Here is a 25,475-nt window from a genome sequence, read left to right on the forward strand (position 1 = left end):
CTTCGAGTCGGTCGTCGAGGAGCAGGCGGCCAGGGCGGAGGCCGAGTCCGGCCAGGGCGAGGAGGGAGCGGCGCTTCACGATGGGGTTCCTTTCACGGGTGCTGCTGCTGGGGCGGTTCTGAAGGCTTCCGGTGGGGACGGTGCCCGCGGCGGTTCAGGAGGTCAGCTGCCAGGTGCCGGGCGGGCCGTCCAGGTGCAGGTGGAGGTGGGAGACCTCCTCGGCCTCGTCGGGATCGTGCGTCACCCAGACGGTCACCACGTTCTGATCGGCCAGGAGCTCGGTCAGGTCGGTGCGCAGAGCGGCGGCCAGCGGGCGATCCAGGGCGGAGAAGGGCTCATCGACGAGCAGGAGCGTCGGTGAGGCGGCCAGGGCCCGGGCGATGGCCACCCTTTGGCGCATACCGCCGGACAGCCGTGCCGGGGGCAGGTGGCCCGCGGCCGCGAGCCCGACTCGTTCGAGCCACTGCACGGCCGTCAGGTCCGGCGCGGGGCCGTCCACGATGAGCGAGATGTTGCGGTGCGCGGAGTACCAGGGAAGGAGGCGCGGCTCCTGGAAGACCTGGGACAGGCGTCCCCCGGGGCGCGCCACCGTGCCGCCGTCGGTGGGGGACAGGCCGGAGATGGCGCGCAGGAGCGTCGTCTTTCCCGCGCCCGAGGGGCCGGTGACGGCCAGGACCTGGCCGGGGCCGACTGCGAGCGACAGGTCCTCCACAAGCGTGAGGCCGCGTCGCACCATGGTGACGTGCCGCAGGGTCAAGGACGCGGCTGTGTCCGCTGTGTTCGCCGTGCCTGCGGCAGTTGCGGCAGTTGCGGCGGCTGTGCCGGTGCTCGCGGCTGTGTCGGTCGGGTCAGTCATCTCAGTCATCCCCGGCTCGCCTCGCAGGGTGAGTCTCGTCGGCCTTCCGCGCCACGATGCCGACGGCGCTGAGCAGTTCGCCCTGCAGGCGGAAGTTCTGGCGCATGGCGCGCACCCGGTCGCGCGCCCCGGGGGTGCGTTGCATGGCGCGCCAGAAGCGGGCGGCGCCGAGCAGGCCCTCATCCTCAATGACGCGACGGGGCTCGAGCAGATGCATGGGGGCGGTGCCCGTCCACTCGACGACGAGGCCGGCCTCGGTGAGCAGGTCCTTCCATCCCTCCAGCGGCAGTGGGCGGGCTCCGACCTTGATGGTCCGGGAGATGCTCCTGCGGATGGAGTCGAGCTCCTCGGGCGAGCGATCGCCCCGGAGCGCCAGCTCGTGGATGGCGTAGCGCCCTCCCGGTGCCAGGACGCGCACGGCCTCGGCGACGATCTCGCGCTTGTGCTCGTCGGACTGGATGGTGAGCATGGCCTCGCCCACGACCAGATCGGCGTCGGCGTCCGGCAAGCCCGTGGCGGCGGCGTCGGCGACGACATACTCGACATGCTCAGCATGCTTGGCGCTGGGGTGCTTGTCGAGGACGGCGGCCATCTGATCGCGGCCTTCGGGATTGGGGTCCACCGCCCTGTAGGTCGAGGGGCGGGAGGCCAGCAGCAGCTCGGCCGTGCGCCCGACGCCGGGGCCGAGCTCGACGATGCGTTCGCCCGGCTCGGGAGCGGCCGCTGCCAGAAGACGGCGGGTCAGGCCCATCCCTCCGGGGCGCAGGACGCGCTTGCCCAGGCGGGCCAGGAGCCAGTGGCCCTGCATGCGAGCTGCTTCGGGACCAGAGCGACTGCCGCGCTCGGGCGAGGTTCCGCCCGGTGCGGAGCTGGAAGCGGACGACAATTGTTACCCTTCGAACCGTAACAAATACGTTAAGGGAACCCTAACGCACTGATCCGCACTGCTGAGGGTGTGCTCCCTCACGGTGCGGCGTGCGACAGATCGGTCACACCCTGTGCCGTGAGCGAAAGCGCCCGATCGCGGGCATATGGCCGGCGCCGCCCGCGTTAGCGTTGGCAACACCGAATACGAGAGGACTAGACGTGAGCGAGCTGACTTCGCCCGTGATGCCCGCGGCGGCCGAGGGGCCCGGCACGGGTCTGGGCCTGACCGACTCCATCTACAACCGCCTCCTGAAGGAGCGGATCATCTGGCTCGGCTCCGAGGTGCGCGACGACAACGCCAACGCCATCTGCGCGCAGATGCTGCTCCTCGCGGCCGAGGATCCCGACAAGGACATCTACCTGTACATCAACAGCCCCGGGGGCTCAGTGACCGCCGGCATGGCCATCTATGACACCATGCAGTACGTCCAGCCCGACGTCGTCACGGTCGCCACCGGTCTGGCAGCCTCCATGGGGCAGTTCCTGCTGACCGCCGGGGCCAGGGGCAAGCGCTACATCACCCCGCATGCGCGCGTGCTCATGCACCAGCCCTCCGGCGGGGCCGGGGGCTCGGCCACCGATATCCGCATCAACGCGGACCTCATCATCAAGATGAAGCAGCAGCTGGCGGAGATCACGGCTGCCAACACCGGGCACACGGTGGAGGAGATCATCGCCGACTCCGATCGCGACCACTGGTTCAGCGCGTCCGAGGCCCTCGACTACGGCTTCATCGACCACATCGTGACTTCGAGCCGTGAGATCGGCGCCCAGAACGGAGAGAACTGACATGACGAGCTCTCGCCCCTATTTCGACGCCGCCGCTCACCAGCTGGGGGCCGCGGGCGTCGCGCCCGCCGCCCTGCCGTCGTCCCGCTACGTGCTGCCCCAGTTCGAGGAGCGCACCGCCTACGGCTTCAAGCGTCAGGATCCCTACGCCAAGCTCTTCGAGGACCGCATCGTCTTCATGGGCGTGCAGATCGACGACGCCAGCGCCGACGACATCATGGCCCAACTGCTCGTCCTGGAATCCCAGGACCCCGACGGGCTCATCACGATGTACATCAACAGCCCCGGCGGCTCGTTCACCGCCCTGACGGCCATCTACGACACCATGCAGTACATCAAGCCCCAGGTGCAGACGGTCTGCCTGGGCCAGGCGGCCTCCGCCGCCGCGGTGCTGCTGGCCGCGGGGTCCCCGGGCAAGCGCCTGGCTCTGCCCAATGTGCGAGTTCTCATCCACCAGCCCGCCATGGAGGGCGTCCAGGGGCAGGCGAGCGATATCGAGATCGTCGCCGATGAGATCGACCGCATGCGCGCCTGGCTGGAGGACACCCTGGCCTCCCACACCGGTCGTGAACGGGAGCTCGTGCACGCCGATCTGGAGCGGGACAAGATCCTGACGGCCACCCAGGCCCTGGAATACGGCATCGTCGATCAGGTCCTTTCGTCCCGAAAGACGCCCGCCTCGCCCCGCTCAGCCTGAGAAGGCTCTGAATTCGCCATGAAATTGGTCAGATCAGGCGACGAGCGTGGGGTGGGCACGTTAACCTACGAGAAACAATCCCACCCCATGCCCATCCCACTACCGTGCGGACACGCCGAATAGCCCGATCGCGCCGAGCCTTGTTCGTCATAGGCTTGCACATGAATTGGGCTTCGTGCCCGCAGCGGCCCGACAAGACGGAGGACCCCACGTGGCACGCAGCGCCGAGAGTGTCGATCTTCTCAAGTGCTCTTTCTGCGGTAAGAGCCAGAAACAGGTCAAGAAACTGATTGCCGGCCCGGGCGTCTACATCTGCGATGAATGCATCGAGCTGTGCAATGAGATCGTCGATGAGGAGCTCGGCGATTCCGCCGCGGGCGTCCCCCTGGAACTGCCCAAGCCGCAGGAGATCTTCGACTTCCTCAACCAGTACGTCATCGGCCAGGAGGGCGCCAAGCGCGCCATGAGCGTGGCTGTCTACAACCATTACAAGCGCGTTCAGGTGCGTGAGCGCGCGGTGGCCGAGGGCGACGGATTGGAACTGGGCAAGTCGAACATCCTCCTGCTCGGTCCCACCGGCACGGGAAAGACCCATCTGGCGCGCACCCTGGCCCGCCTTCTCGACGTCCCCTTCGCCATTGTCGATGCGACCGCCTTGACCGAGGCCGGTTACGTGGGCGAGGACGTGGAGAATATTCTTCTCAAGCTCATCCAGGCGGCCGACGGCGACGTCAAGCGCGCGGAGAAGGGCATCATCTACATCGACGAGATCGACAAGATCGGGCGCAAGGCCGAGAATCCCTCGATCACGCGCGACGTGTCCGGCGAAGGGGTCCAGCAGGCGCTGCTCAAGATCATCGAGGGGACCACCGCCTCCGTTCCGCCCGGCGGTGGGCGCAAGCACCCCCACCAGGAGTTCCTGGAGATCGACACCACCAATATTCTGTTCATTGCGGCGGGCGCCTTCGCGGGTATTGAGGACATCGTCCGGCAGCGCCAGCGCAAGGAGGTCGGCGCTCAGCTGGTGGGCTTCGGGGCGACCTTGGCCAAGGACTCCGGCAGGGACGTCTTCGCCTCGCCGGTGCGTCCGGAGGATCTTCACAAGTTCGGCCTCATCCCGGAGTTCATCGGGCGCCTTCCCGTCATCGCCACCGTCCAGGATCTGGGCGTGGCCGAGCTGGTGAGGGTGATGACCGAGCCCAAGAACGCGCTCGTGTCCCAGTACGAGTACCTCTTCAGCCTCGACGGCGTCGAGCTCGTCTTCACCGATGACGCCATCAAGGCCATCGCCTCTCTCGCCCTGGAGCGCAAGACCGGTGCCCGAGGTCTGACCAGCATCGCCGAGGAGGTCCTGGGCAACGCCATGTTCGAGGTGCCCTCCATGCCGGAGGTCGGCCGGGTCGTCATCGACGCCGACGCCGTGCGCGGAACGGGACGCCCCCGGTACGAGGTGGGCTCGGGGACACTGGCGGCTGCCTACAAGGGGGAGCGGAGCCGAACGGCATGAGGATCGTTCCGGCCTTCTGCCGGAGCGGCGTCGACGCTCCGGCGGTCCAGGTCCAGCGGCCATGACGACGCAGACCGGACCGGAATCCGTGGAGCGGAGCCTGCCGGGCGTTCCGCCCCGGTTGGCGGCCTATCGGGCGACCATCGACAACCTGGATGCCGCGCTCGTGCATCTGCTGGCTGAGCGATTCCGCTGCACGCAGCAGGTCGGCGTTCTCAAAGCCGAGCTCGACCTGCCCCCTTCGGACCCGGGCCGGGAGGAGCGCCAGGTGGTGCGCCTGCGCGCCCTGGCGCAGGATTCCGGACTCGATCCGGTTTTCGCGGAGAAGTTCTTCGCCTTCATCGTCGCCGAGGTGATCCGCCACCACGAGGCGATCCGTGACGAGATGACCGACTGACCGGAGTGCCGGGTGAGGGAGGCCCTGCCCGGCGATTGACCGTCTCACCTCAGGGTGCGCGTGTAGAGCGCATCGATCTCCTTGGCGAAGCGCTCCTGGGCCTGAGCCCGACGGACTTTCAATGAGGGCGTGAGCAGCCCGTTGTCGACGGTGAAGTCGCCGGGCAGCACCGTGAAGGTGCGGATCGACTCGGCACGCGAGACCGCTTCGTTCGCCCGGGCCACCGCCTTCTCCAGGGCGGCCCGCACACGAGGATCCTGCGCCGCCTCGATCGGGGCCATGTCCTCCAGGCCGTGGCCGGACAGCCACATCGGCAGTATTTCCGCATCCAGGGTGATCAGGGCGCCGATGCAGGGCCGTCCATCCCCGACGACGAGCACCTGACTGACCAGCGGGTGCCCGCGCAGTCGGTCCTCCAGGATGGCGGGGGCGACGTTCTTGCCGCCCGCCGTCACGATCAGCTCCTTCTTACGGCCCGTGATCCTCAAGAAGCCCTCGGAGTCGAGGGAGCCGAGGTCTCCGCTGCGCAGCCATCCATCGTCGAGCGCCTCGGCGGTCGCCTGCGGGTTGTTTCGGTATCCGCGGAAGAGACCGATGCCCTTGATGAGGATCTCGCCGTCGTCGCTCAGCCTCACCGACGTGCCGGGCAGAGGCCGTCCCACTGAGCCGATGAGCGTGGCCGCCGGCAGGTTCACCGTGCACGGAGCGGCCGTCTCGGTCAGGCCGTAGCCCTCCAGGACGGTGACTCCGGCCCCGCGGTAGAAGTGCCCCAGGCGCTCGCCCAGCGGCCCGCCGCCGGAGATGACATGCGCGACCCGGCCTCCCAGCAGGCCTCGCAGAGTGGAGAAGACCATCCGGTCGAAGACGGCTCGCTGTGCGCGCAGGCCCCGGCTCGGCCCGTCAGGGGTGTCCAGGGCCCGCGAGTAGGCGATCGCGGTCTTGGCGGCCAGTCGGAAGACCTTCTGCTTGGCGCCGGTCGAGCGGGCGTCGGCCGCGTTGTAGATCTTCTCGAATACGCGCGGTACCGCGACGACGAAGGTCGGGCGGAAGGAGGCCAGGTCCGTCACCAGGTTCTTCACATCGGGCGCGTGCCCGAGGACCCCGGCCGGCGAGCAGATGATCGCGATCTCGACGAATCGTCCCAGCACATGGGCCAGGGGCAGGAACAGCAGCGCGCGAACCTCAGGGGCCTTGAGCACTTCCGGAACGTGGGCGACGGCGTTGACCCCCAGGTGGATGAGATTGCCGTGAGTGAGCTCGACGCCCTTGGGACGGCCGGTTGTGCCCGAGGTGTAGACGATCGTGGCCAGGTCCGTGCTCTTCAGATTCGCGACGCGGGCGTCGAGGTCGGCACTGCTGACGCTGCCGGAGCCGTCGGCGCTCGCTGTAGACGCTGTAGACGCAGTGGAAGTGGACGCGGCGGACTCGTCCTGCCCGCCCGTCGCCATGAGCTCGGTGACGGCGCCCTTGGCGAGGGACAGTACCCGCAGTCCGCTCAACTCGGGCACGGCCGCGGTGAGTGAGGTCAGCATCGTCTCCATGGCCGCGTCCTCGACCACGACCAGGCGCACGTCCGCATCGGTGAGGATCCACTGCGCCTGCTCGGGCGAGGAGGTCTCGTAGATGGGAACGACGACCAGGCCCGCCTCCCAGGCCGCGAAGTCGAGCAGCGTCCACTCGTAGCTCGTATGCGCCATGATGCCGATCGCGCTGCCCGCCTCCAGGCCGAGGGCCATGAGTCCGGTCGCGACCTGACGGACCTGATCGCGGAAGGCTCGGGCTGACATGTCCCGCCAGCGCCCGCCCACGGAGGACTTGCGGGCGATCAGCGGGCCGTCGGGGTTGACGCGCACGCGCTCGGCGAGTGCCCATGGGCCCGTCATGTCGTCATGAACGGGTGTGAGCAGTGGGGTGGAGATCTCGCTGGTCTCGCGGCTCGTGCTCACTCCTGCGGGCCCTTCCTCGTGGAGGCGTAGATATCGGCGATCGTGTCGGCGTACTCCTTCATCACCTGGTTGCGCTTGACCTTCAACGACGGGGTCAGCAGCCCGTTGGCCTCGGTGAAATCGTTGGTCAGCACCCGGTAGGTGCGGATGGACTCGGCCCGCGAGACGGCGCGATTCGTGCGTGCCACGGCCCGGTCCAGTGCGGCCAGGACCTGGGGATTGGTCGAGGCCTCCACGACTCCCATCTCCGGCAGGCCGTGGTTGTGCAACCAGCCGGGCAGCATCTCGCGGTCCAGCGTGATGAGAGCGGATATGAAGGGCTCGCCGTCACCGATGACGAGCACCTGGCTGATCAGCGGGTGCCCGCGCAGTCGGTCCTCCAGGATGGCGGGGGCGACGTTCTTGCCGCCCGCCGTCACGATCAGCTCCTTCTTACGGCCCGTGATCCTGATCCAGCCGTCCGAGTCGATGGAGCCGATGTCCCCGGTGCGGAACCAGCCGTCCGGCGTGAAGGCCTCAGCATCCGCAGCGGGATTGTTGTGGTAGTGGGAGAAGACGCTCATCCCGCGCACTTCGATCTCGCCATCGGCGCTGACCCGGGCCCGGCCGCCGCAGACCGGCGGGCCCACGGTGCCGACCTTGTTGCGCCAGTCGAGGTTGACGCTGATGGGGCCGAGCGTCTCGGTCAGGCCGTAGCCCTCGAGGATGGCCAGGCCCAGGCCGCGGTAGAAGTGCCCGAGGCGCTCGCCCAGCGGCCCTCCGCCGGAGATCGCGTAACGGGCGTTGGGACCCAGCAGGTCGCGAATGGTGCGGTAGACGAGCCTGTCCGCCATGGCGTGCGCGGCCGCCAGCCTGCGCGAGGGGCCTGCGGGCATGTCCAGGGCGCGGGAGTACTCGATGGCGACCTTCGCGGCCCAGCGGAAGGTCTTGAGCTTGAAGCCGCCGCCGGCCTTCGCGTCCGCCGCGTTGTAGATCTTCTCCAGGACGCGGGGCACCGCCAGGACGTAGGAGGGGCCGAAGCTCTTGAGGTCGGGCAGCAGGGTGGCCACGTCGGGGGTGTGTCCGAGCACGCCGTTCCCGGCGATGGACAGCAGCTCCAGACAACGGGCGTAGGAATGAGCCAGTGGCAGGAACAGCAGCAGGCGCGTGTCGGGGGAGAAGAGCAGATCGGGGATCCAGCGCACCCCGTTCCAGGCCAGTCCCGCCGCCATGCGATGCGTGATCTCGACGCCCTTGGGATTGCCGGTCGTTCCCGAGGTGTAGATGATCGAGTAGAGGTCGTCGGCATTCAGCGCATCGGAGCGCTCGTCGAGGTCCGCGCGGGAGACCGTCCTGCCCTCGGCCGAGATGGTCGTGAGGGCATCGCGGTCCAGCGACAGCACCCGCACCTCGGCGGCGTCCGGGTGCGCGGCGGCCCGCGCTGCGGCCGCGCCCCGCACCAGTTCGGCCAGCGCGGCCGACTCGGTGATCACAAGCCGCACATCCGCGTCCTGCAGGATCCACTGCACCTGGGAGGCGGAATCGGTCTCGTAGATCGGCACCGAGACCAGGCCCGCCCGGGCGACGGCCATATCGAGCAGCGTCCACTCGTAGGAGGTGTGAGCCATGATGCTCACGCGCTGACCGGGCTCGAGCCCCATTCCCATCAGGCCGGAGGCGACCCGGGCGACGTCATCGCCGAAGCCGCGGGCCGTGACCTTGGCCCAGGAATGGCCCAGTGCCGCCTTGCGCTCGATGATCGGCGAGTCCGGGGTGCGGGCGATGCGGTCGGCCAGGAGCCACGGGACCGTCCAGGAATGATCCGGCTCGGTGATGACGCTGCTGGTAGCCGCGTCATCAATGATGGAGGGCTTGCCTGCGACGGACACAGCGGGGTGGCCGGAAGAGGATCGAGGACTCAGACTCACCGGGTCATTGTGTCAGGTCAATCGATGTGAACGGCAGGCGTTGGCCAAAAGATCTGACGTTCTGTCTTGGAGAGATCCGCTAAGGAGGCCCAGGCTGATCGTGCGCACTCACATAACCGGGGGCGATACGGCCCTGAGCGAGCCCCGGGAGTCGCACACCCCAGCGCTCAGCGCTCAGCACTCAAGTACATCGCATCGATCTGCTCGGAGAAGCGCTCCACCGCCACAGCGCGCTTGACCTTCAGCGACGGGGTCAGCAGGCCGTTGGCCTCCGTGAAGTCGCCGCTGAGGATGGTGAACTTGCGGATCGACTCCGCCCGCGAGACCTGCGTGTTGGCCCGTGCCACCGCTCGGTCCAGTGCCGACAGCACCCGCGGGTGCAAGGCGGCCTCGGACACGGTCATCGCGGGCAGGCCGTGGGATCGCAGCCACAGGGGCAGCATCTCGGCGTCGAGTGTCATCAGCGCGGCGATGAAGGGCCGGTTCTCGCCGACGACGACGACCTGGCTGATGAGGGGGTGCCCGCGCAGGGAGTCCTCGAGACCGGACGGGGCGATGTTCTTGCCGCCGGCTGTCACGATGATGTCCTTGGCCCTGCCGGTGATCCTCACGTATCCGTCCCGGTCCAGGGAGCCGAGATCGCCGGTGCGGAACCAGCCGTCCGGCGTGAAGGCGGACGCCGTCGCCTCGGGATCGCCGTGGTACCCCTGGAAGACCGAGGGGCCCTTGAGCAGGATCTCGCCGTCCGCGGAGATGCGCACGGACATAGGCGGCAGCGGCGGCCCCACGGTGCCGATCTTCGTCAGTCGGGGGATGTTCACCGAGATCGGGCCCACGGTCTCGGTCAGGCCGTAGCCCTCCAGGACGGGTATGCCGAGCCCGCGGTAGAAGTGGGCCAGGCGCTGCGACAGGGGTGCGCCGCCGGAGACGATCCAGTCCGCATTGCCGCCCACAAGGCTCCGGATGCGCCGGAAGACGAGGCGGTCGGCCAGCGCCCGCCGGGCACGCAGCGCGCGGGACGGACCCGTCGGGGCGTCCAGGGACCGGGAGTAGTCCACCGCCACCTTCGCCGCCCAGCGGAAGACCTTACGAGCGCTGCCGGAGGCCGCCCGGGCGTCGGCGGAGTTGTAGATCTTCTCGAGCACTCGCGGCACGACCAGCAGGTAGGACGGGCGGAACGCGGCGAGATCCGGCAGGAGGTTCTTGGTGTCGGGCGCATGGCCGATGACTCCCTCACCGGAGATCTGGAAGACCTGCAGGAAGCGGGCGAACACGTGGGCCAGCGGGAGGAAGAGCAGGAGTCTGGAATCGAGCCCCATGGCGATCTCCGGCATCCATTGATGCGCATTGGTGCATAGGTCGGTGAAGTTGCCGTGGGACAGGACCGTGCCCTTGGGGGTGCCAGTGGTTCCCGAGGTGTAGACGATTGTCGCCAGCGAGGAGGTCCGCAGGGACTCGGTGCGCTCGGCGAGCACGGAGGCCGGAACATCGCGGCCGTTCTCGGTGATGGTGCGGATCGCTCCGGCATCCAGGGACAGCACGCTCGGGCTCTCCCGTCCGACTGAGACGGCGGCCGTGCGAACGAGCTCGGCCATGGTGATCGTCTCGGTGACGATGAGGCGGGCCTCGGAATCGGCGAGGACGTGGGTGATCTGCTCGGTCGAGCTCGTTTCGTAGATGGGGACCGGGACCAGCGCGGCGGTCCAGCAGGCGAAGTCGAGCAGCGTCCACTCATACCGGGTGCGCGACATGATGGCGACTCGCTCGCCGGGCTCCAGGCCCATGCCGATGAGCCCGGAGGCCACCGCGTCGACCTCCTCGGAGAACTCGCGGGCCGTGATCGTGCGCCACACTCCGCTCGTCTCCTGCTTGCGGGCGATGAGGGGGCGGTCGGCTGAGCGGGAGACCCGGGCTTGCAGCAGGGCGGGAATGGTCGTCCGCTCATCAATGCGCGTGAGAGTAGGAGCGTGCCACTCCAGCGCGTGTCCGGTGGAGGCGCCCGGGGAGGGGGACGGGGCAGGTGGGGATGGGGCGGTCATGAACAGCATTACAGCACTCCATCCGCCATCCCAGTGCGCGGGAGGCGGGGAGCAGACCCCTACTCCACGGGCCCGGCTGGTGACACACTGGTGGAGCGGCCCCCCGCGCCGGCAGGGGCACTCGAGGCAGGGATGACGGGGCATTACGAGGCGTTCAGGAGGTTTCAGGGGTGATGGGGAAGGCGCGCAGAGGAGTCCTCCTGCCGATCGGGATTCTCGCTGCTCTGGCCGTCATTGCGGTCGTCCTGCTCCTGGCGCGCACACCCGCACCGGATACCCGGGCCAGGCCGGACGCCGGCCTCGTCCAGACGGCCCTCGATGATCATCAGGCGGTGCTCGATTCCGAATGGACGGACCCCAAGGCGTCCAGCGGCGCCCCGAGCCCCATGGCCGCGGAGGAGACGATCCGCCGCGTGCGGGACGGACTGGCTCAGGACGGGCTTCCGGTGACGTCGGCGACGAGCAGCGTGCACCTCGACAGGGCGACCTTCCAGGACGACGGCAGCGTGCTGGCCGCCGTCACGGTGACCACCACTTACGCTTACGAAGGGGGAGAACCGGATTCGGCCGCAGCCGACCTTCACTGGATGACTCTGACCGGCAGCGACGCCACCGGCTACTCGGTTGTGCAGGACGAGGTGATCGATGAGACGGCCTTCAAGGGCACGCTGGACGGTCCTGATGAGGTCCAACGGCGGGCCGACCTCATCGGACTTGCCATCTCCGTCGTCTTCGGCGCACTGGCGCTGGCTGCCGCGTTCCAGCCATGGCTGGTGCGGCGTCGGCTCCGGCTCGCTCGCCCCGACTCCGGACGCCTGACAGGCTTTCTCACCGCCCTGCTGGTGGGCGGCCCCGCGGTCTTTGCCGTCGCCCTCACATGGCTCTTCACACTGGGCGGTGCCTCTACCATCAGCGACTTCGACGGCAGCCAGGCGACCTGTATGCGTGAGCGCCTCACCTCGCTCGACTCCCGACTCGAATCCGGCGACGGGCTCTGGCACGGCTGCGTCGCTCACAGCCGGATCGATGTCGCCTTGGCGCTGGTGATCGCGACGGCCGTCATCGTGGTGGAGTACCTGATTCTTCTGGGTCTTCACCGCCATCGCCTTGGCAGCATGCGCGCACCGGGCGGCGAGGAGCCCCCGGCCGGCGATGCCGACGGTGCTGACAGCACTGACAGCACTGACAATGAGGGCCCCCGGCTCCCCGAGCCTGACGAGTAAGCCAGAGCAGCGTCTTTCCGGGGCGCGGCGGATGCGGAAGGTTCGCGGTAGACGCGACTGGATGACCTTCCCCCGGTCTTGCTCCGATTGTGAATGTGTTGTGGCCCCGACCCGCTTTCCCGGGTCGGGGCCACAGCGTGAACTGCGCACTTGAACGGGTGTCAGCGCCTCACTTCTTGGAGCGCTTGGGAGGGGCCTGGCCGAGCTCGACGGCGGTGACGCTCACCGATGCGCTCTCATCGCCCTTCTCCGCGCCGTCGTCGGCCTGGCCGGCTACGGACGCAGAGTCGAAGTCGGGGTTCATGACCTCGACCGTGAAGGGGCCGGTGACCTTGGCGGCCTCGATCAGGTCTCCCTGCACGGCCTCGACCGCGGGCGCGACCTCGGGCGCCACCGCCAGGGCGACTGACAGGATCGGCGTCTTCTGGCTCGTCTTGGCCTCGGACTTCACCTTGCGCAGAGCCGCCAGAGCCGTCCCCGCGTGCGCGATCAGCTCGGGATCGGCATCGCCCGCGGCGGCTCGCAGCTCCGCCGCCTGGGGCCAGGCGGCGCGGTGCACGCTCCCGGTGCGGTACCAGCTCCACACCTCCTCGGTGACGAAGGGCAGGAAGGGGGCCAGCAGGCGCACGAAGGTGTCCACCGCGATCGCCAGCGTCGTGCGGGCACTGCGCACCGCCGCGGGCTCGTGAGCGCCGTCGAAGTCGTTGGCCCGGTCCTTGACCAGCTCGATGTAGTCGTCGCAGAAGGTCCAGAACAGCGACTCCGTGGCCTCCAGCGCGCGAGCGTGCTCGTACCCCTCGAAGGCGGCCGTTGCGGACTCGACGACACCGGCCAGGGCGGCCAGCACCGCGCGGTCGATGGGCTCGGTGACGGCGCTCGCGTCCAGGCTCGGCGGCGGCGCGGCGGCCAGCGCCGCCTCATCGGCGTCGAACGGAATCCCCATGGACAGGGCGAACTTGGAGGCGTTGAGGACCTTGATCGCCAGGCGCCGCCCGACCTTGATCTGCGCCTCGTCGAAGGTGGCGTCCAGACCCAGGCGGGCCGAGACCGCCCAGTAGCGAACGGCGTCGGAGCCGTACTTCTCCAACAGGTCCATCGGCGTGACCACGTTGCCCTTGGACTTGGACATCTTCTTGTGGTCCGGATCCAGGATCCACCCGGACAGGCCGGCATGCGCCCACGGCAGTGCGCCGAACTCCAGATCGGCGCGCACCACGGTGGAGAACAGCCAGGTGCGGATGATGTCCTGGCCCTGGGGGCGCAGGTCCATGGGGTAGACGCGGCGGAAGAGATCCTCATCGCTCAGCCATCCCGAGGCCAGCTCGGGGGACAGGGAGGAGGTGGCCCACGTGTCCATGATGTCGAGCTCGCCCACGAAGCCGCCGGGTTCGCCGCGCTGTGCCTCGGTGTAACCGGGTGGGACGTCGGAGGAGGGGTCCACCGGCAGGGCGGACTCATCGGGGGTGATGACGGCGTCGTAGTCGACCTCGCCGTCGGCGCCGATCGCGTACCACAGCGGGAACGGCACGCCGAAGAAGCGCTGGCGGGAGATGAGCCAGTCGTTGTTCAGGCCCTTGACCCAGTTCTCGTAGCGCACCCGCATGAAGTCCGGGTGGAAGACCAGCTCGCGGCCCCGGGCGAGCAGCTCGGCGCGCAGGTCCGCGCCCGTGGCGGGGTTGGTCCACTCCTTGCCGCCGTTGCGGATGTACCACTGCCGGGAGGTGACGATCTCCAGGGGCTTGTCGCCCTTCTCGAAGAAGTTGGCCTGGCGCACCGTCTTGGTGGGCTCGCCGCGCATCTCGCCGGTGGCGGCCAGCTCGGCCACCAGGGCCTCGCGGGCGGAGTAGGCGGTCTTGCCGGCCATGGCGGCGTACATCTCGCGGCCCGCCTCGGAGGTGATCCAGTCCGGGGTCTCGGCCTCGATGCGCCCGTCCTTGCGCAGGATGGCGCGCAGCGGCAGCTCCAGGTCCCTCCACCAGTCGATGTCGGTGGTGTCGCCGAAGGTACAGCACATGGCGATGCCGGCGCCCTTGTCCTTCTCCGCCGCCGAGTGGGGCAGCACGGGCACCTCGACGCCGAAGACGGGGGAGGTCACCGTCGTGCCGAACAGCGGCTTGAAGCGCTCGTCGTCGGGGTGGGCCACCAGGGCCACGCAGGCCGGCAGCAGCTCGGGGCGGGTCGTCTCCACGCAGACGTCGGCGGTGCCGCCCGGGCCCTCCTCGATCGGAGCGCCGGCCGCCCTGGCCCTGGCCACGGCCCCGGCATCGGCGATGTGGAAGGCGATGCGGTGGTAGAAGCCCGGGTACTCCCGGGACTCCAGCTCCGCTTGAGCCACCGCCGTCTGGAACGTCACGTCCCACAGGCCCGGGGCCGCCGACTGATAGGCCTCGCCGCGAGCCAGGTTGCGCAGGAAGGCGGCCTGGGCGACTTTGCGAGCCCGTGAGCCGATGGTCTGGTATGTCTGCGACCAGTCCACGGACAGGCCCAGGCGGCGCCACAGGGCCTCGAACTGGGCCTCGTCCTCGACCGTCAGGCGCTCGCACAGCTCGACGAAGTTGCGCCGCGAGATGGGCAGCTGATCCCTGGCCTTGATCGACTTGCCCTGACCGCCGGTGAAAGGCGGCTCGAAGTCGGGGTCGTAGGGAAGGGTCGGGTCGCAGCGCACTCCGAAGTAGTTCTGGACCCGGCGCTCGGTGGGCAGGCCGTTGTCGTCCCAGCCCATGGGGTAGAAGACGGCCTTGCCCCGCATGCGCTGGAATCGGGCGACGGCATCGGTGTGGGTGTAGGAGAACACGTGGCCCACGTGCAGAGAGCCGGAGACCGTGGGCGGAGGGGTGTCGATGGAGAACACCTCGGCTCGCTCGGCGCTGCGGTCGAAGGCGTAGGTCCCCTCGGCCTGCCAGTTCCCGCCCCACGTGGCCTCCAGGCCATCGGTGGAGACCCTGGCGGGCACTCGCGGGCTGTGGACGGAGTGGACAGAGCTGGCAGAGTGGGCGGGGGCGAGACGGGGTGAGGACCCTGCTGGAATCGCTGAAGCCGCTGAAGTCTCTGGAGTCGCTGGAGTCTCGGGCATGAGCCCGATTCTGTCATGGGGCGCGAGCCCGCCCCGAACGGGAGCCCGATGCCGCCGTGTGAAGTGGACTACGAGCCGGGTTCGGCTGCTGCATGGTGACTGCGTGGGACGAGTGCCACGTTCCCGGTAATGACGATGGGGTGAAACGAAGCCCGCAGACGTTTATCGTTCTGTTAAGAAATCCGCTGACCAGCGATCCGCCCCATCCCGAGTCCCGAAATCACTGAGAGGAGAGCCCGTGGACGAGCGCCCTCAGACGGCCCCGTCCGGGACATCCCCTGACCCCTTCCCGGAAACCGATCCCGCTCCCGCACCTGCTCCGTCATCGCCGGCTCCTGAAGCCTCTGAAACCTCTGAAGCATCCGCTGCAGCCCTTGCAGCTTCTGCAGTTTCTGCAGCTTCTGCAGCTTCTACAGGGGCCGCGCCCGCAGGATCTGCCGAGCTCGAGGCGCAGCGGCGCCTGCGGGAGGATACCGGCGATATCGAGCCCATCGATGAGGCTATCGCCGTCCCCATGACGGCTTCGGAGGCCTCCGAGGCTTCCGAGGCTTCGGCGCCTTCCGACGAGCAGCCCCCGAATACGCCCGTGGCACCGATTCCCGCGGTGAAGGCCGCGGCGGTCAGTCGACTGTCCTCGTTGGCGCGCGCGCAGATCGGTGTCGCCGCGGTGGCGAGCCTGGCGATCGTTGCGGCCCTTGCCGTATTCGTGCCGGGTTTCGGCGGTCGGGAAGGCGCCGCCGAGAAGGCCGTCGCACCCACGGCCACCAGTACGGCCGAATCCGAGCGGCCGTCGCCCACGCCGCAGGCGACGAGGACTGCCACTGCCGAGGCGAGTCGGCACGACGGCGAGGGCGCCGTCGCCGACTCCGATCAGCCGGACGCCGGATCCCCCGAGGCGACGGCTGCCGCCGGCTCCGATGACGCCTTGAGTGACGCCGGCGCTGACGGTGCCCCCGGTGGTGCCGGTGGCGCTGGGGGTGCCGGCGGTGCTGGTGGCGTCGCCGGTGGGGTCAACAGTCCCGACGGCGGGAGTGATAGGGCCTCCGGCGGGGGCGGCTCCTCGACCGGAGAAGGATCCTCAGCCGGGGAGGGGACTCCGGGCGGAGGATCCGAGGATCCTCAGCCGCAGCCCAAGGAGCCTCGGGAGGATGACCTCAACCCGTTGGAGCCAAAGCCTCCGGTGCCTTCGAAGCAGCCCGCCCCCAAGCCCACGACCCCTTGATCCTCGAGGGATCTTCGAGGGGCGACGCCAGGGCGTTCGGTCGAGCAATCGCGGTCGAAGATAAATTGCAGATAGATGGCCAATAGGCTCCCGCTAGGAACCCGATAGGAATAGGATCGAGCTGTACCTCTCGCGCCGTCCTCGTGACGTCCGGGCCCGTGACCGCTTGCGACGCTCGCAGGACCACCCCTCACCACCGAAGAAGTTCTCGAAGGGACCACGCGACCATGGATCATGAAAAGCATTCGAAGAATCCCGATACATCCGACGCAGAGGGCGCGGAAGACGCGGAGGACACAGGGCGAGTCCGGTCCGCATCAGGCGTGACGCCGCGGCGATGGGACGATCGCATTATCAAGACCGTCAGCCTCGTCCTGGTCGCCGTCGTCGTCGTTTTCGCGGTGCTCAATGGTGAGGCCGCTGCGCGTGCCATCGGTTCTTTCAGAACTTTCGTGACCGGAAACTTCACCTGGTACTTCGTCGTGCTCGCCACGATGGCTTTGATGTTCTGCATATACATGGCGATCGGCGAACGCGGCTCCATTGTGCTGGGAGGGAAGGGGGCCAAGCCGGAGTACGGCCGCTTCGCGTGGTATTCGATGCTCTTCGCCTGCGGTCAGGGGATCGGGCTTATCTTCTGGTCCGTGGCCGAGCCCATTCTGGTCAAGGACGACGACCCGATTCAAGCTCATATGAGCGTTGATAAACTCGACGGCGCGCTGATCTGGAGCTATTTCCACTGGGCGGTGCACGGATGGGCCATTTACTGCGTCGTCGCCCTGTGCTTAGCACTCTCTTTCCACAACCGCAAAGCGCCGATGACCTTCCGGGATGCTGTAGTCGGGATGTTCCCGGAGAATACTCGCCGGCCGATCGGGCTGGCGGTTGAGATCATTGCCATTCTGGCCACTGTTTTCGGACTGTCGACTTCTTTCGCATTCGCGGCCATGCAGCTCTCCTCCGGTTTGGTGCAGACCTTCGGATTGGGCAATGGGAGCCTCATCCGCATCGTCGTCATCATCGGAATCGGAGTTTTCGCCGGGGTCAGCGTGTACCTGGGCATTGAGAAGGGGATGAAGCGGGTCAGTGAGGTCAACTCCATTCTGTCCATCGTGCTCGTTGTAGGGGTGCTCATCGCCGGCCCGACCCTCTACCTGCTGTCGGTTCTGCCTCAGACCGCCGGTCAGTACTTCTGGTCGATGTGGTGGATGGGAACCTGGACGGACGCCGGTTCCGCGATGGCGCCGCCGCATGTGTGGAGCGACAGCTGGAATGGCGTCTGGACCGTATTCATCTGGTGCTGGTGCTGGGCCTTCTCCCCGTTCGTGGGGTCGTTCATCGCGCGCATCTCCCGCGGTCGCTCGGTCAGGGAATTCGTTGTGGGCGTGCTCGGCATCCCCTCGGCGATCTGCGTCGTGTGGATCGGCGTCGTCGGCGGTGCGGCTCTTTTCTACGATGAGACAAGGGGCGGTGTCGTCAGCGAGGCCGTGGGTCAGGACACCTCGCTCGGACTGTTCGCCATGCTCAAGGAGCTGCCCTACCGGCCGGTGGTCTTCTCCCTGCTGCTGGCCGCCACCATTCTGGTGGGCACCTACTACCTGACGTCCCTGGACTCCGGCGTCCATGCATTGAGCGGATTCGTGGCATCGGCTTCCAAGCCATCTCGGGTATTCCGAGTCACCCTGGTCGTGGGCATCGCCGCCATCGCCTTCCTGCTGCTCAGCATCGGCGGCGAGAGCGTGGTCGGCACAGTGCAGACCGGCACCATTATCGGCGCCCTGCCCTATACCGTCGTCGTGCTCCTGATGATGCTGAATACGGTCCGTCAGACCAATCTGGAGATCGCGTCGCGGAACAGCGGCTCTTAGCGGCTCGCAACAGCCCTCAGCGGCTCGCAGCAGCCCTCAGCGGCTCTCAGTGGGCATCTGGTTACCCCGCCCGCATCGGGTTAGGCTTGCCTGACCAGGTGTGGTGCGTCCGGGCGCCGATGCCGAATCTTGAGCTCTCTCCGGCTCTCTTCAGCTCTCCCCGGCGCACCCGTTGATGAGGAGGCATGAGGATGACTGTCACCATCGGCACGCTCATCACTCCCGCGCGCAAGGCCATGATCGTCTCCGGCCTGCTCACGGCCGCCGGGGCCGTCATGTCCGTCGTGCCCTATGCGGCGCTGCGCAATATGGCGGCCATCTGGCTGGGGGAGTCGGAGGCCACAGGCTGGGCCGCCAGTTTGTGGGCCTGGGCGGCCATCGCCGTCGTCTCCCTCTTCGCCGCGCAGATGCTCTACCTCATGGGCCTGGGGCTCACCCACCTTGCCGAGGCGAAGCTGCGCCACCTGCTGCGCACGCAGGTGGTGGATGCCCTTGGCCACCTGCCGCTGGGGCGCGTGGCCGCCATCCCGCACGGCGCCATCCGCAAGATGGTGGCCGATGACACCTCCTCCATCCACACCCTCGTCGCCCACGTGCCCGGGGACGCCACCAATGCCGTCGTCGGAGCCGTTGCCGGCATGGCCTACCTCCTGTGGACGGATTGGCGGCTCGCCTTGGCGCTGCTGGGCGTGTGGTGCCTGGTCCTGGCGGCCATCGCCCTTCCCACCATGCGCGGTCTCAGCGGCATCACCGACCGCTTCGCCGTCGCGCAGACCCGGCTGTCGTCCGCCACCGTCGAGATGCTCGAAGGCATGAAGGAGATCAAGAGCTTCCATGCCACCGATGCGACCCGCACCCGCTTCAACACCGCCCGGAAGCACTTCTCCAGCATCTCCTACGAGTGGGTGTCCGCCTCCGGGAAGACCATCAGTCTCATGGGCGCCTTCCTGCGCCCGGCCACTGTCTTCGCCACCGTCGCGCCCCTGGTCGTCCTCTTCGTCTCCCAGGGATGGACGCAGCTGTCCGCCACGCTGCCCTTCTTCCTCCTCGCGCTGGGCCTGCCCGAGGGGCTGCAGACGCTGATCGGCATGATGCAGCAGATGTACGAGTCCCGTATGGCTGCCCAGAGCACCGCCGACCTCCTGTCCCAGGCGCCCATGCCCGAGGGCTCCCACGATGAGGGGGAGGGGCCGGCCCCGGGCCGCGTCGAGGCGGATGACATCACCTTCTCCTACGAGGCCGGCTCCCCGGTGCTGCGGGGCGTCTCCTTCACCGCCGAGCCGGGCACCGTCACCGCTCTCGTCGGCCCCTCCGGCGGCGGCAAGTCCACCCTGGCCCGCCTCATCGCGCGCTTCTACGACGTCGACGGCGGCGCCGTCCGCGTGTCCGGCATCGATGTGCGCGAGACGACCTTCTCCTGGCTGCTGTCCCGCGTCGCGATCGTGCTGCAGGACGTGGACCTGTCCCACGACTCGGTGGCGGACAACATCGCCCTGGGGCGGCCCGGGGCCACCCGAGAGCAGATCGAGGACGCGGCTCGCGCCGCCTGCATCCACGAGCGCATCACGCGCCTGCCCCACGGCTACGACACCGTCCTGGGCGAGGAAGGAGGATTCCTCTCGGGCGGCGAGAGGCAGCGGGTGACTCTTGCCCGCGCCTACCTCCAGGACGCGCCCGTCCTCGTGCTGGACGAGGCCACCGCCCAGGCCGATCCCGCCTCCGAGCGCGACATCCACCTGGCCCTGTCCCGCCTGGCGGTCGGGCGCACCGTCATCGTGATCGCCCACCGCCTGTCCACCGTGCGCGACGCCGATCAGATCCTCGTCGTCGATGACGGCCGCATCGTCGAGCGCGGGCGCCACCGGGGACTCATGGAGGCCGACGGCCGCTACGCCTCCATGTGGCGCAGCCAGGACTTCGACTCCGCTGATGGTGCTGGCAGGGCTGACAGGGCTGATGGTGCCGGTGGTGCTGACGATCAGGCCGGCGTCCCGGCCGCCGCTGCTGCAGAAGGGGAATGACGATGTGGACGATGCTGCTGCGGCTCGTCAATGCGCGCAGGATGCGGGCGATCCTCGCCTGGTTCGTCGCCTCGGCGATCCTCCAGGGCGCGACCCTGGCCCTCATGATCCCCTTCCTGCGCGCCCTCTACGGGCGCTCGGATTCCCTGGTCGCCTGGCTCATCGCCGTGGTCGTACTCGGGGTGGTCACGGTCGCCGTGGACACCACCGCCATGTACCGCTCCTACCGGGTGAGCGTCTTCGAGGTCTGCGACACCATGATCGATCGCGTGGCCGAGCACGTGCTCGCTCTGCCGCTGGGCTGGTTCAACGCCCAGCGCGAGGCCGCCGTGGTCAATGCGACCTCGAAGGAGGTCAACACCCTGTCCCACCTGACCTCCATGGTCATCCCGAATCTGTGCAACGCCTTCATCGTTCCCCTGGTCATGCTGGTCGCCACGGCCTTCGTCGAGTGGCCGCTGGCCCTCATCATGGCGGTCACGATCATCCCCCTGGTCCTCATCTGGCGGCTCATGTCCGCGGCGACCTCCCGCGCCAATGAGATGGAGGACTCCGCCTCGGCGGCGGCGGCCGGGCGCCTGGTCGAGTTCGCCCGACTTCAGCCGGTCCTGCGCGCCACAGGCGTCACCGAGACGGGCTGGGAGCCCGTACGCGCAGCTCTCGATGCCGACTCCGAGGCCACCCTGAACGGCCTGCGCATCAAGGGGCGCCCCGGCCAGGCCTTCAACCTGACCGTCAACATCGCCTTCGCCCTGGTCATGGCCACGGGTCTGTCCTTCGTCAGCGGTTACCGGCTCGACGTGGTCGCCTACCTGGCGATCATGACCGTCACCTCGCGGATGCTCATGCCGCTGACCAGGGCCGCCCTGTTCTCCACCGAGGCCGACGGTGCTCGGGTCGCCCTGCGCGCCATGAGTTCCATCCTCGACGCCGAGCCCCTGCCCGAGCCCGCCCCCGAGGAGCGGGCCCGTCCGGAGGGCACCACGATCGCCCTGACCGACGTCTCGTTCTCCTACGACGAGGGGCGTCCCGTTCTGAAGGACGTGTCCCTGACCGCGCCGCAGGGACGGGTCACCGCACTGGTGGGGCCCTCCGGCGCCGGGAAATCAACGATTCTTCGTCTGGCGGCCCGTTTCTGGGATGTCGGCTCCGGGGCGGTCACCATAGGCGGCGCCGATGTGCGCGCTCTGCCCACCTCCGAGATCATGGGAATGACCTCCATGGTCTTCCAGGACGTCTATCTCTTCGACACGACCATCCGGGAGAATCTGCGCATCGCCCGACCTGAGGCCACCGACGTCGAGCTGGAGGAGGCGGCCCGCCGCGCCCGCCTGGACCGGGTCGTCGAAGCGCTCCCGCACGGATGGGAGACGAAGGTGGGACCCGGTGGCCTGAGCCTGTCCGGAGGTGAGCGCCAACGCGTCTCGATCGCCCGCGCCTTCGTCAAGGACGCTCCGATCCTCCTGCTCGATGAGATCACCTCCGCCCTGGACGGGGAGAACGAGTCGGCGATCACCGAGGTCGTCCGCGAACTGTCCCACGGGCGCACCGTCATGGTGGTGGCCCACCGTCTGTCCACGATCCGCCGCGCGGATGAAGTCGTCTTCCTCCAGCCCGCCGCCGGCGGTGCGCGGGTGGCGCAGCGGGGCGTACCGGACGAGCTGGCCGCCATGCCCGGGCCTTTCCGCGACTTCATCGAGGCGTCCACCGCCTCCTCCCGCTGGCACCTCGCGCGGGGCTGAGCTCAGGCCCCGAGGGCGCGGTCGCGGGCGATCGCCGCCCGCACCGCCTCGATCACTGCGGGGGAGAAGCCCGCCCCCTCCATTGCGATCAGACCCGCCACCGTCGTCCCGCCGGGGGAGCACGCGGTGTCGAGCAGGTCCGCCAATGTGCGGCCCGTCCCGTCCTCGGCTCGACGCTCCGCCTCGCGGCGGACCATGGACGCCGATCCGAGCAGCGCCTGAGTGACGATCTCGACCGCCCGCGCCTTGGGAAGTCCGGCATCGACACCGCCTCGGGCGAGTGCCTCGATGAACGTGAAGATGAATGCCGGAGAGGAGCCGGCCAGGGCTGTGAAAGCCGAGAAGTCCTTCTCGTCTAGGACTATTGTGCGGCCGACCCGGCCCATGAGGGAGGCCGTGAGCTCCAGGTCCTCCTCGCTCGCCGCCGTGCCCGCCGTCAGGGCCGTCATGGATTCGCGGACCGCCGCCGCCATATTCGGCATGGCCCGCACCACGCGTGTGCCGTCCGGCAGCAGGGACTCCAGTCGCGTCGTCGTCAGCCCCGCCGCAATGGAGACGACCAGGGGCTTCCGGGCGGCCAGGGCATCCTGCAACGGTGCCAGTACGACGGGGATGACATGCGGTTTGACCGCCAGGATCACGACGTCGCTCGTACCTACGAGCTCCTCGGCGCTGGGGGCGAGACGCACGCCGGTGCGAGCGGCCAGCGCCGAGGCCGAGTCGTGCGCACTCCACACAGTCGTGCCGCCACTGTGCCCGGAGGCGATCAGACCGTCCACGATCGCGCCCGCCATATTTCCCGCACCGATGAAGCCGTAAGTCGTCATGACTCCAGTTTATCCGCGCCCCATGAGCCGGAGCTGTGCCGAAATCGGTCGGGTTCCGGCTCGAGTTCGGTCGGGTTCCGGTTCGAGTTCGGTCGGGTTCCGGTTCGAGATCGGTCCGGTTCCGCGTCGAGATTGTGGTGTGTCAGGGCGTCTGGGGTGGGATACACCGAACGCACCACCGATCTGCCATCACACCCGACGTTCGCGTATGTCTGGGGCTGTGGGTGGTAGGTCCAGGGGTCCGGTGGGTTTGTTCCCCGATACCCGCGCATGCCCGGGTGATGGGTGTTGCACATTCGCGTGTGCTCCGCGTTGACGAAAACCGCGGAATCATGCGGAATAGTAAGGTTGCTTGTGGCCGTGGTCGGGCTCCCATGTGCGCAGTCCCCCCTGACTGCACATGGGAGCCCGACCGCCACAGACAGTGATCATCGGAAAGGCGCGTAATTCCGGCAAAAACCAGTCCTCGTCCCGCAAGAGCCGTGCTCTCCCATGTGCGACACCGCAGACAACCGTGTCCATCGGTCGGATAACCGTGTCCGCGGTCGCTTGACGCACGACATCGGGGCGTCCCATCTCTCTGCGAGATCGACTTTTTCGAACGAGGTCGACGGTGGCGCCGTCGACCTCGTTCGAGAATGTCTATGTGGACGGGTCCTGCAGTACGCTCCCCGCTCCAAGACAAGGCACCATCGCCTCGGTGCGGAAGTGGACCGATCTCGAGCCGGAGTGCGACCGATCTCGGTGCGGAAGTGGACCGATCTCGAGCCGGAGTACGACCGATCTCGAGCCGGAGTACGACCGATCTCGAGCCGGAGTACGACCGATCTCGAGCCGGAGTACGACCGATCTCGGCACGGGTTTCGACCGATCTCGGCGAAAGGGGCGGGGCGGGGGCGCGGGGCTCAGGTCAGGACTGCCCAGCCGAGCGGCGGCAGGACGACGCCGTCGCCCTCGGGGCGCGGGGGCGGGGCGTCGTACGTCGAGGCCAGGACGAGCTGGTGGCCCGCCGTGGGCAGCCAGGCCTCGGTCTCCTCCAGGCTGAGGACGAGCACCGCCTCATTGTGCTCAGCATTCTCGTGCTCGGGCGAGCGCGCCCGCATGCGCAGGGACAGCACCGTGTTGCCCAGGTGAAGGGCCTCGACCTCGGCGTCGTGCAGCCACGGCAGGCGGCGGCGCACTCCGATGAGCTCCTGGTGCAGGGTCCGCACTGCGCCGCCGTCGCGCTCCTGCGGTGAGGCGGGCAGCTCGGGGCGGATGGCGTCGTCCCCGCCGAGTCGGTCCTCCTTGATGGCGCGCAGGCCGTCCTCGTCGCCGTAGTAGATCGCCGGCGTCCCCGGCAGGGTCATGAGCAGCGCCAGGGCGTGGGGCAGACGGCGCGCATCGGGCAGTTGGGAGGCGATCCTGGAGGTGTCGTGGTTGCCGATGAAGGTCCATGGCACGAAGGTGGCGAGCAGATCGGCATTGCGCCGCAGGGTCCAGTCCAGCTCGTAGAAGTTCGCCTCCGCCAGGGAGTGCCAGATCGCCTGCCACAGCTCGTACTGGGTCACGGAGTTCATGCCCGAGGCGGTCACGATGGCGGCGTAGTCTCCGTGGATGACCTCGCCCACGATGTAGACCTGCGGATGGTCGCGGCGCACCCGGGGGAGCACTCGCGTCCAGAAAGCCGGATCGACGGCGTAGGCCGCATCCAGTCTCCAGCCGTCCACGCCGCGCTCGCACCAGTGGGTCATGACATCGGCGACCAGGTCCACCACGGCCTCGCAGGAGTGGTTGAGCTCGGGAAGCCAGTCCTGGCCCTCGAAGCGCCTGTAGTCGGGCGCAATGCCCGGGGCCCATGTTTCCCCGGTTTCTCCGGTTCCCCCGGCTTCTCCGCCTGTTTCGCCGCCCGCCCCGTCGCCTCCCGGCCACGTCAGGTGGAACATGGAGGCCTCGCGGGAGTGGGGGCCGGCTTCGGGCAGGGCAGCGAAGGCCGGGTGGTCGATGCCGACGTGGTTGAAGACGCCGTCGAGCATGACCCGCACCCCCCGGGCGTGGGCGGCGTCGATGAGGGCGAGCAGGTCCTCATTCGTGCCCAGTCGGGGGTCGAGCCGCATGTGGTCGATCGTGTCGTATCCGTGCGACATCGAGTGGAAGACGGGGCCGAGCATGAGCACGTTGCAGCCGAGCTCGACAAGGCGGTCGAGCCAGGGCAGCAGGCGGCGCAGGCGGTGCTCGGCCGCCATCGCCCCGGCCGGTGACGAGGGATCGTCCGGGTCGCCCTTCGGACACAGCGCCGGAGCGCCCACGGCGCCCAGGGGGAAGACGTGCCAGGCGATGGCGTGACGGACCCAGTCCGGTTCATTCGGAGCAGTGGAGCGGAGGGCGGAGGACTCGGGCGCGGCGTCGTCGGCGTGCATGCCCTCAACCTACCGCGCTGACGATGCGAATAGTC

At 68.5% G+C, this 25,475-nt stretch carries 17 protein-coding genes; 9 read left to right on the plus strand and 8 right to left on the minus strand.

Annotated elements, in window-relative coordinates; translation table 11 throughout:
- Positions 1-154 precede the first annotated feature (154 nt).
- On the minus strand, positions 155-865 hold the full coding sequence (locus W5W_RS0107240; protein WP_017194909.1) for an ABC transporter ATP-binding protein: 711 nt from the start codon (positions 863-865) through the stop codon (positions 155-157).
- Positions 858-1,664, minus strand: a complete 807-nt coding sequence (locus tag W5W_RS0107245; protein WP_017194910.1) for a class I SAM-dependent methyltransferase — start codon at positions 1,662-1,664, stop codon at positions 858-860. Before W5W_RS0107245 ends, W5W_RS0107240 begins: the two co-directional genes overlap by 8 nt.
- A 302-nt stretch (positions 1,665-1,966) precedes the next feature.
- On the opposite strand from W5W_RS0107245, the gene W5W_RS0107250 reads away from it, so the two are divergent.
- The 4 genes from W5W_RS0107250 (at position 1,967) to W5W_RS0107265 (ending at position 5,173) form a co-directional block, all read left to right on the plus strand.
- Positions 1,967-2,572, plus strand: a complete 606-nt coding sequence (locus tag W5W_RS0107250; protein WP_193760075.1) for an ATP-dependent Clp protease proteolytic subunit — start codon at positions 1,967-1,969, stop codon at positions 2,570-2,572.
- A gap of 1 nt (position 2,573) precedes the next feature.
- Entirely contained in the window at positions 2,574-3,269 is a 696-nt protein-coding gene (locus W5W_RS0107255) for an ATP-dependent Clp protease proteolytic subunit (RefSeq protein WP_017194911.1), read from the plus strand.
- Positions 3,270-3,480: 211 nt separating this feature from the next.
- Entirely contained in the window at positions 3,481-4,776 is a 1,296-nt protein-coding gene (clpX, locus tag W5W_RS0107260) for an ATP-dependent Clp protease ATP-binding subunit ClpX (protein WP_008729660.1), read from the plus strand.
- A 61-nt stretch (positions 4,777-4,837) separates the two neighbouring features.
- Positions 4,838-5,173 (plus strand): chorismate mutase, encoded by a 336-nt coding sequence (locus W5W_RS0107265; RefSeq protein WP_017194912.1) that lies wholly within the window; start codon positions 4,838-4,840, stop codon positions 5,171-5,173.
- A 44-nt stretch (positions 5,174-5,217) separates the two neighbouring features.
- Here the strand turns inward: W5W_RS0107265 and W5W_RS0107270 are convergent, their stop codons facing one another.
- The 3 genes from W5W_RS0107270 to W5W_RS0107280 form a co-directional block, all read right to left on the minus strand.
- A complete protein-coding gene (locus W5W_RS0107270; protein ID WP_081486236.1) occupies positions 5,218-7,056 on the minus strand; it encodes an AMP-dependent synthetase/ligase in 1,839 nt (612 codons plus the stop codon).
- A gap of 59 nt (positions 7,057-7,115) precedes the next feature.
- A complete protein-coding gene (locus W5W_RS0107275; RefSeq protein ID WP_029574145.1) occupies positions 7,116-8,963 on the minus strand; it encodes an AMP-dependent synthetase/ligase in 1,848 nt (615 codons plus the stop codon).
- A gap of 230 nt (positions 8,964-9,193) precedes the next feature.
- Positions 9,194-11,074 carry an AMP-dependent synthetase/ligase gene (locus W5W_RS0107280; RefSeq protein ID WP_017194915.1) on the minus strand — a complete coding sequence of 627 codons (1,881 nt, stop codon included), beginning with the start codon at positions 11,072-11,074 and terminating at the stop codon, positions 9,194-9,196.
- A gap of 164 nt (positions 11,075-11,238) precedes the next feature.
- Between W5W_RS0107280 and W5W_RS14785 the strand changes: the two genes are divergently transcribed.
- Positions 11,239-12,288: a hypothetical protein gene (locus W5W_RS14785; RefSeq protein ID WP_050980352.1), complete on the plus strand. Its 1,050-nt coding sequence runs from the start codon at positions 11,239-11,241 to the stop codon at positions 12,286-12,288.
- A gap of 169 nt (positions 12,289-12,457) precedes the next feature.
- On the opposite strand, the gene valS is transcribed toward W5W_RS14785, so the two are convergent.
- Positions 12,458-15,361 carry a valine--tRNA ligase gene (gene valS, locus W5W_RS0107290; protein ID WP_029574146.1) on the minus strand — a complete coding sequence of 968 codons (2,904 nt, stop codon included), beginning with the start codon at positions 15,359-15,361 and terminating at the stop codon, positions 12,458-12,460.
- A 238-nt stretch (positions 15,362-15,599) separates the two neighbouring features.
- On the opposite strand from valS, the gene W5W_RS16350 reads away from it, so the two are divergent.
- The 4 genes from W5W_RS16350 to W5W_RS0107310 all read left to right on the plus strand — a co-directional run bounded on the left by W5W_RS16350 (position 15,600) and on the right by W5W_RS0107310 (position 22,214).
- Positions 15,600-16,583 carry a hypothetical protein gene (locus W5W_RS16350; RefSeq protein ID WP_154650265.1) on the plus strand — a complete coding sequence of 328 codons (984 nt, stop codon included), beginning with the start codon at positions 15,600-15,602 and terminating at the stop codon, positions 16,581-16,583.
- Between the two features lie 323 nt (positions 16,584-16,906).
- Complete coding sequence (locus W5W_RS0107300; RefSeq protein WP_017194917.1) at positions 16,907-18,451, plus strand: BCCT family transporter; 1,545 nt, start codon at positions 16,907-16,909, stop codon at positions 18,449-18,451.
- A 185-nt stretch (positions 18,452-18,636) separates the two neighbouring features.
- Positions 18,637-20,472, plus strand: coding sequence for an ABC transporter ATP-binding protein (locus W5W_RS0107305; protein WP_017194918.1), 1,836 nt, complete (start codon positions 18,637-18,639; stop codon positions 20,470-20,472).
- A gap of 2 nt (positions 20,473-20,474) precedes the next feature.
- Entirely contained in the window at positions 20,475-22,214 is a 1,740-nt protein-coding gene (locus tag W5W_RS0107310; protein ID WP_029574149.1) for an ABC transporter ATP-binding protein, read from the plus strand.
- A 2-nt stretch (positions 22,215-22,216) separates the two neighbouring features.
- Here W5W_RS0107310 and proC read toward each other — a convergent pair whose 3' ends face one another.
- A complete protein-coding gene (gene proC / locus W5W_RS0107315; protein ID WP_017194920.1) occupies positions 22,217-23,041 on the minus strand; it encodes a pyrroline-5-carboxylate reductase in 825 nt (274 codons plus the stop codon).
- A gap of 905 nt (positions 23,042-23,946) precedes the next feature.
- The gene (locus tag W5W_RS0107320; protein WP_017194921.1) at positions 23,947-25,440 is read right to left on the minus strand and encodes an alpha-amylase family protein; all 1,494 of its coding nucleotides are present in this window, start codon (positions 25,438-25,440) and stop codon (positions 23,947-23,949) included.
- Between the last annotated feature and the right edge of the window lie 35 nt (positions 25,441-25,475).

Source organism: Actinomyces massiliensis 4401292 (genome assembly GCF_000269805.1).
Classification (GTDB): domain Bacteria; phylum Actinomycetota; class Actinomycetes; order Actinomycetales; family Actinomycetaceae; genus Actinomyces; species Actinomyces massiliensis.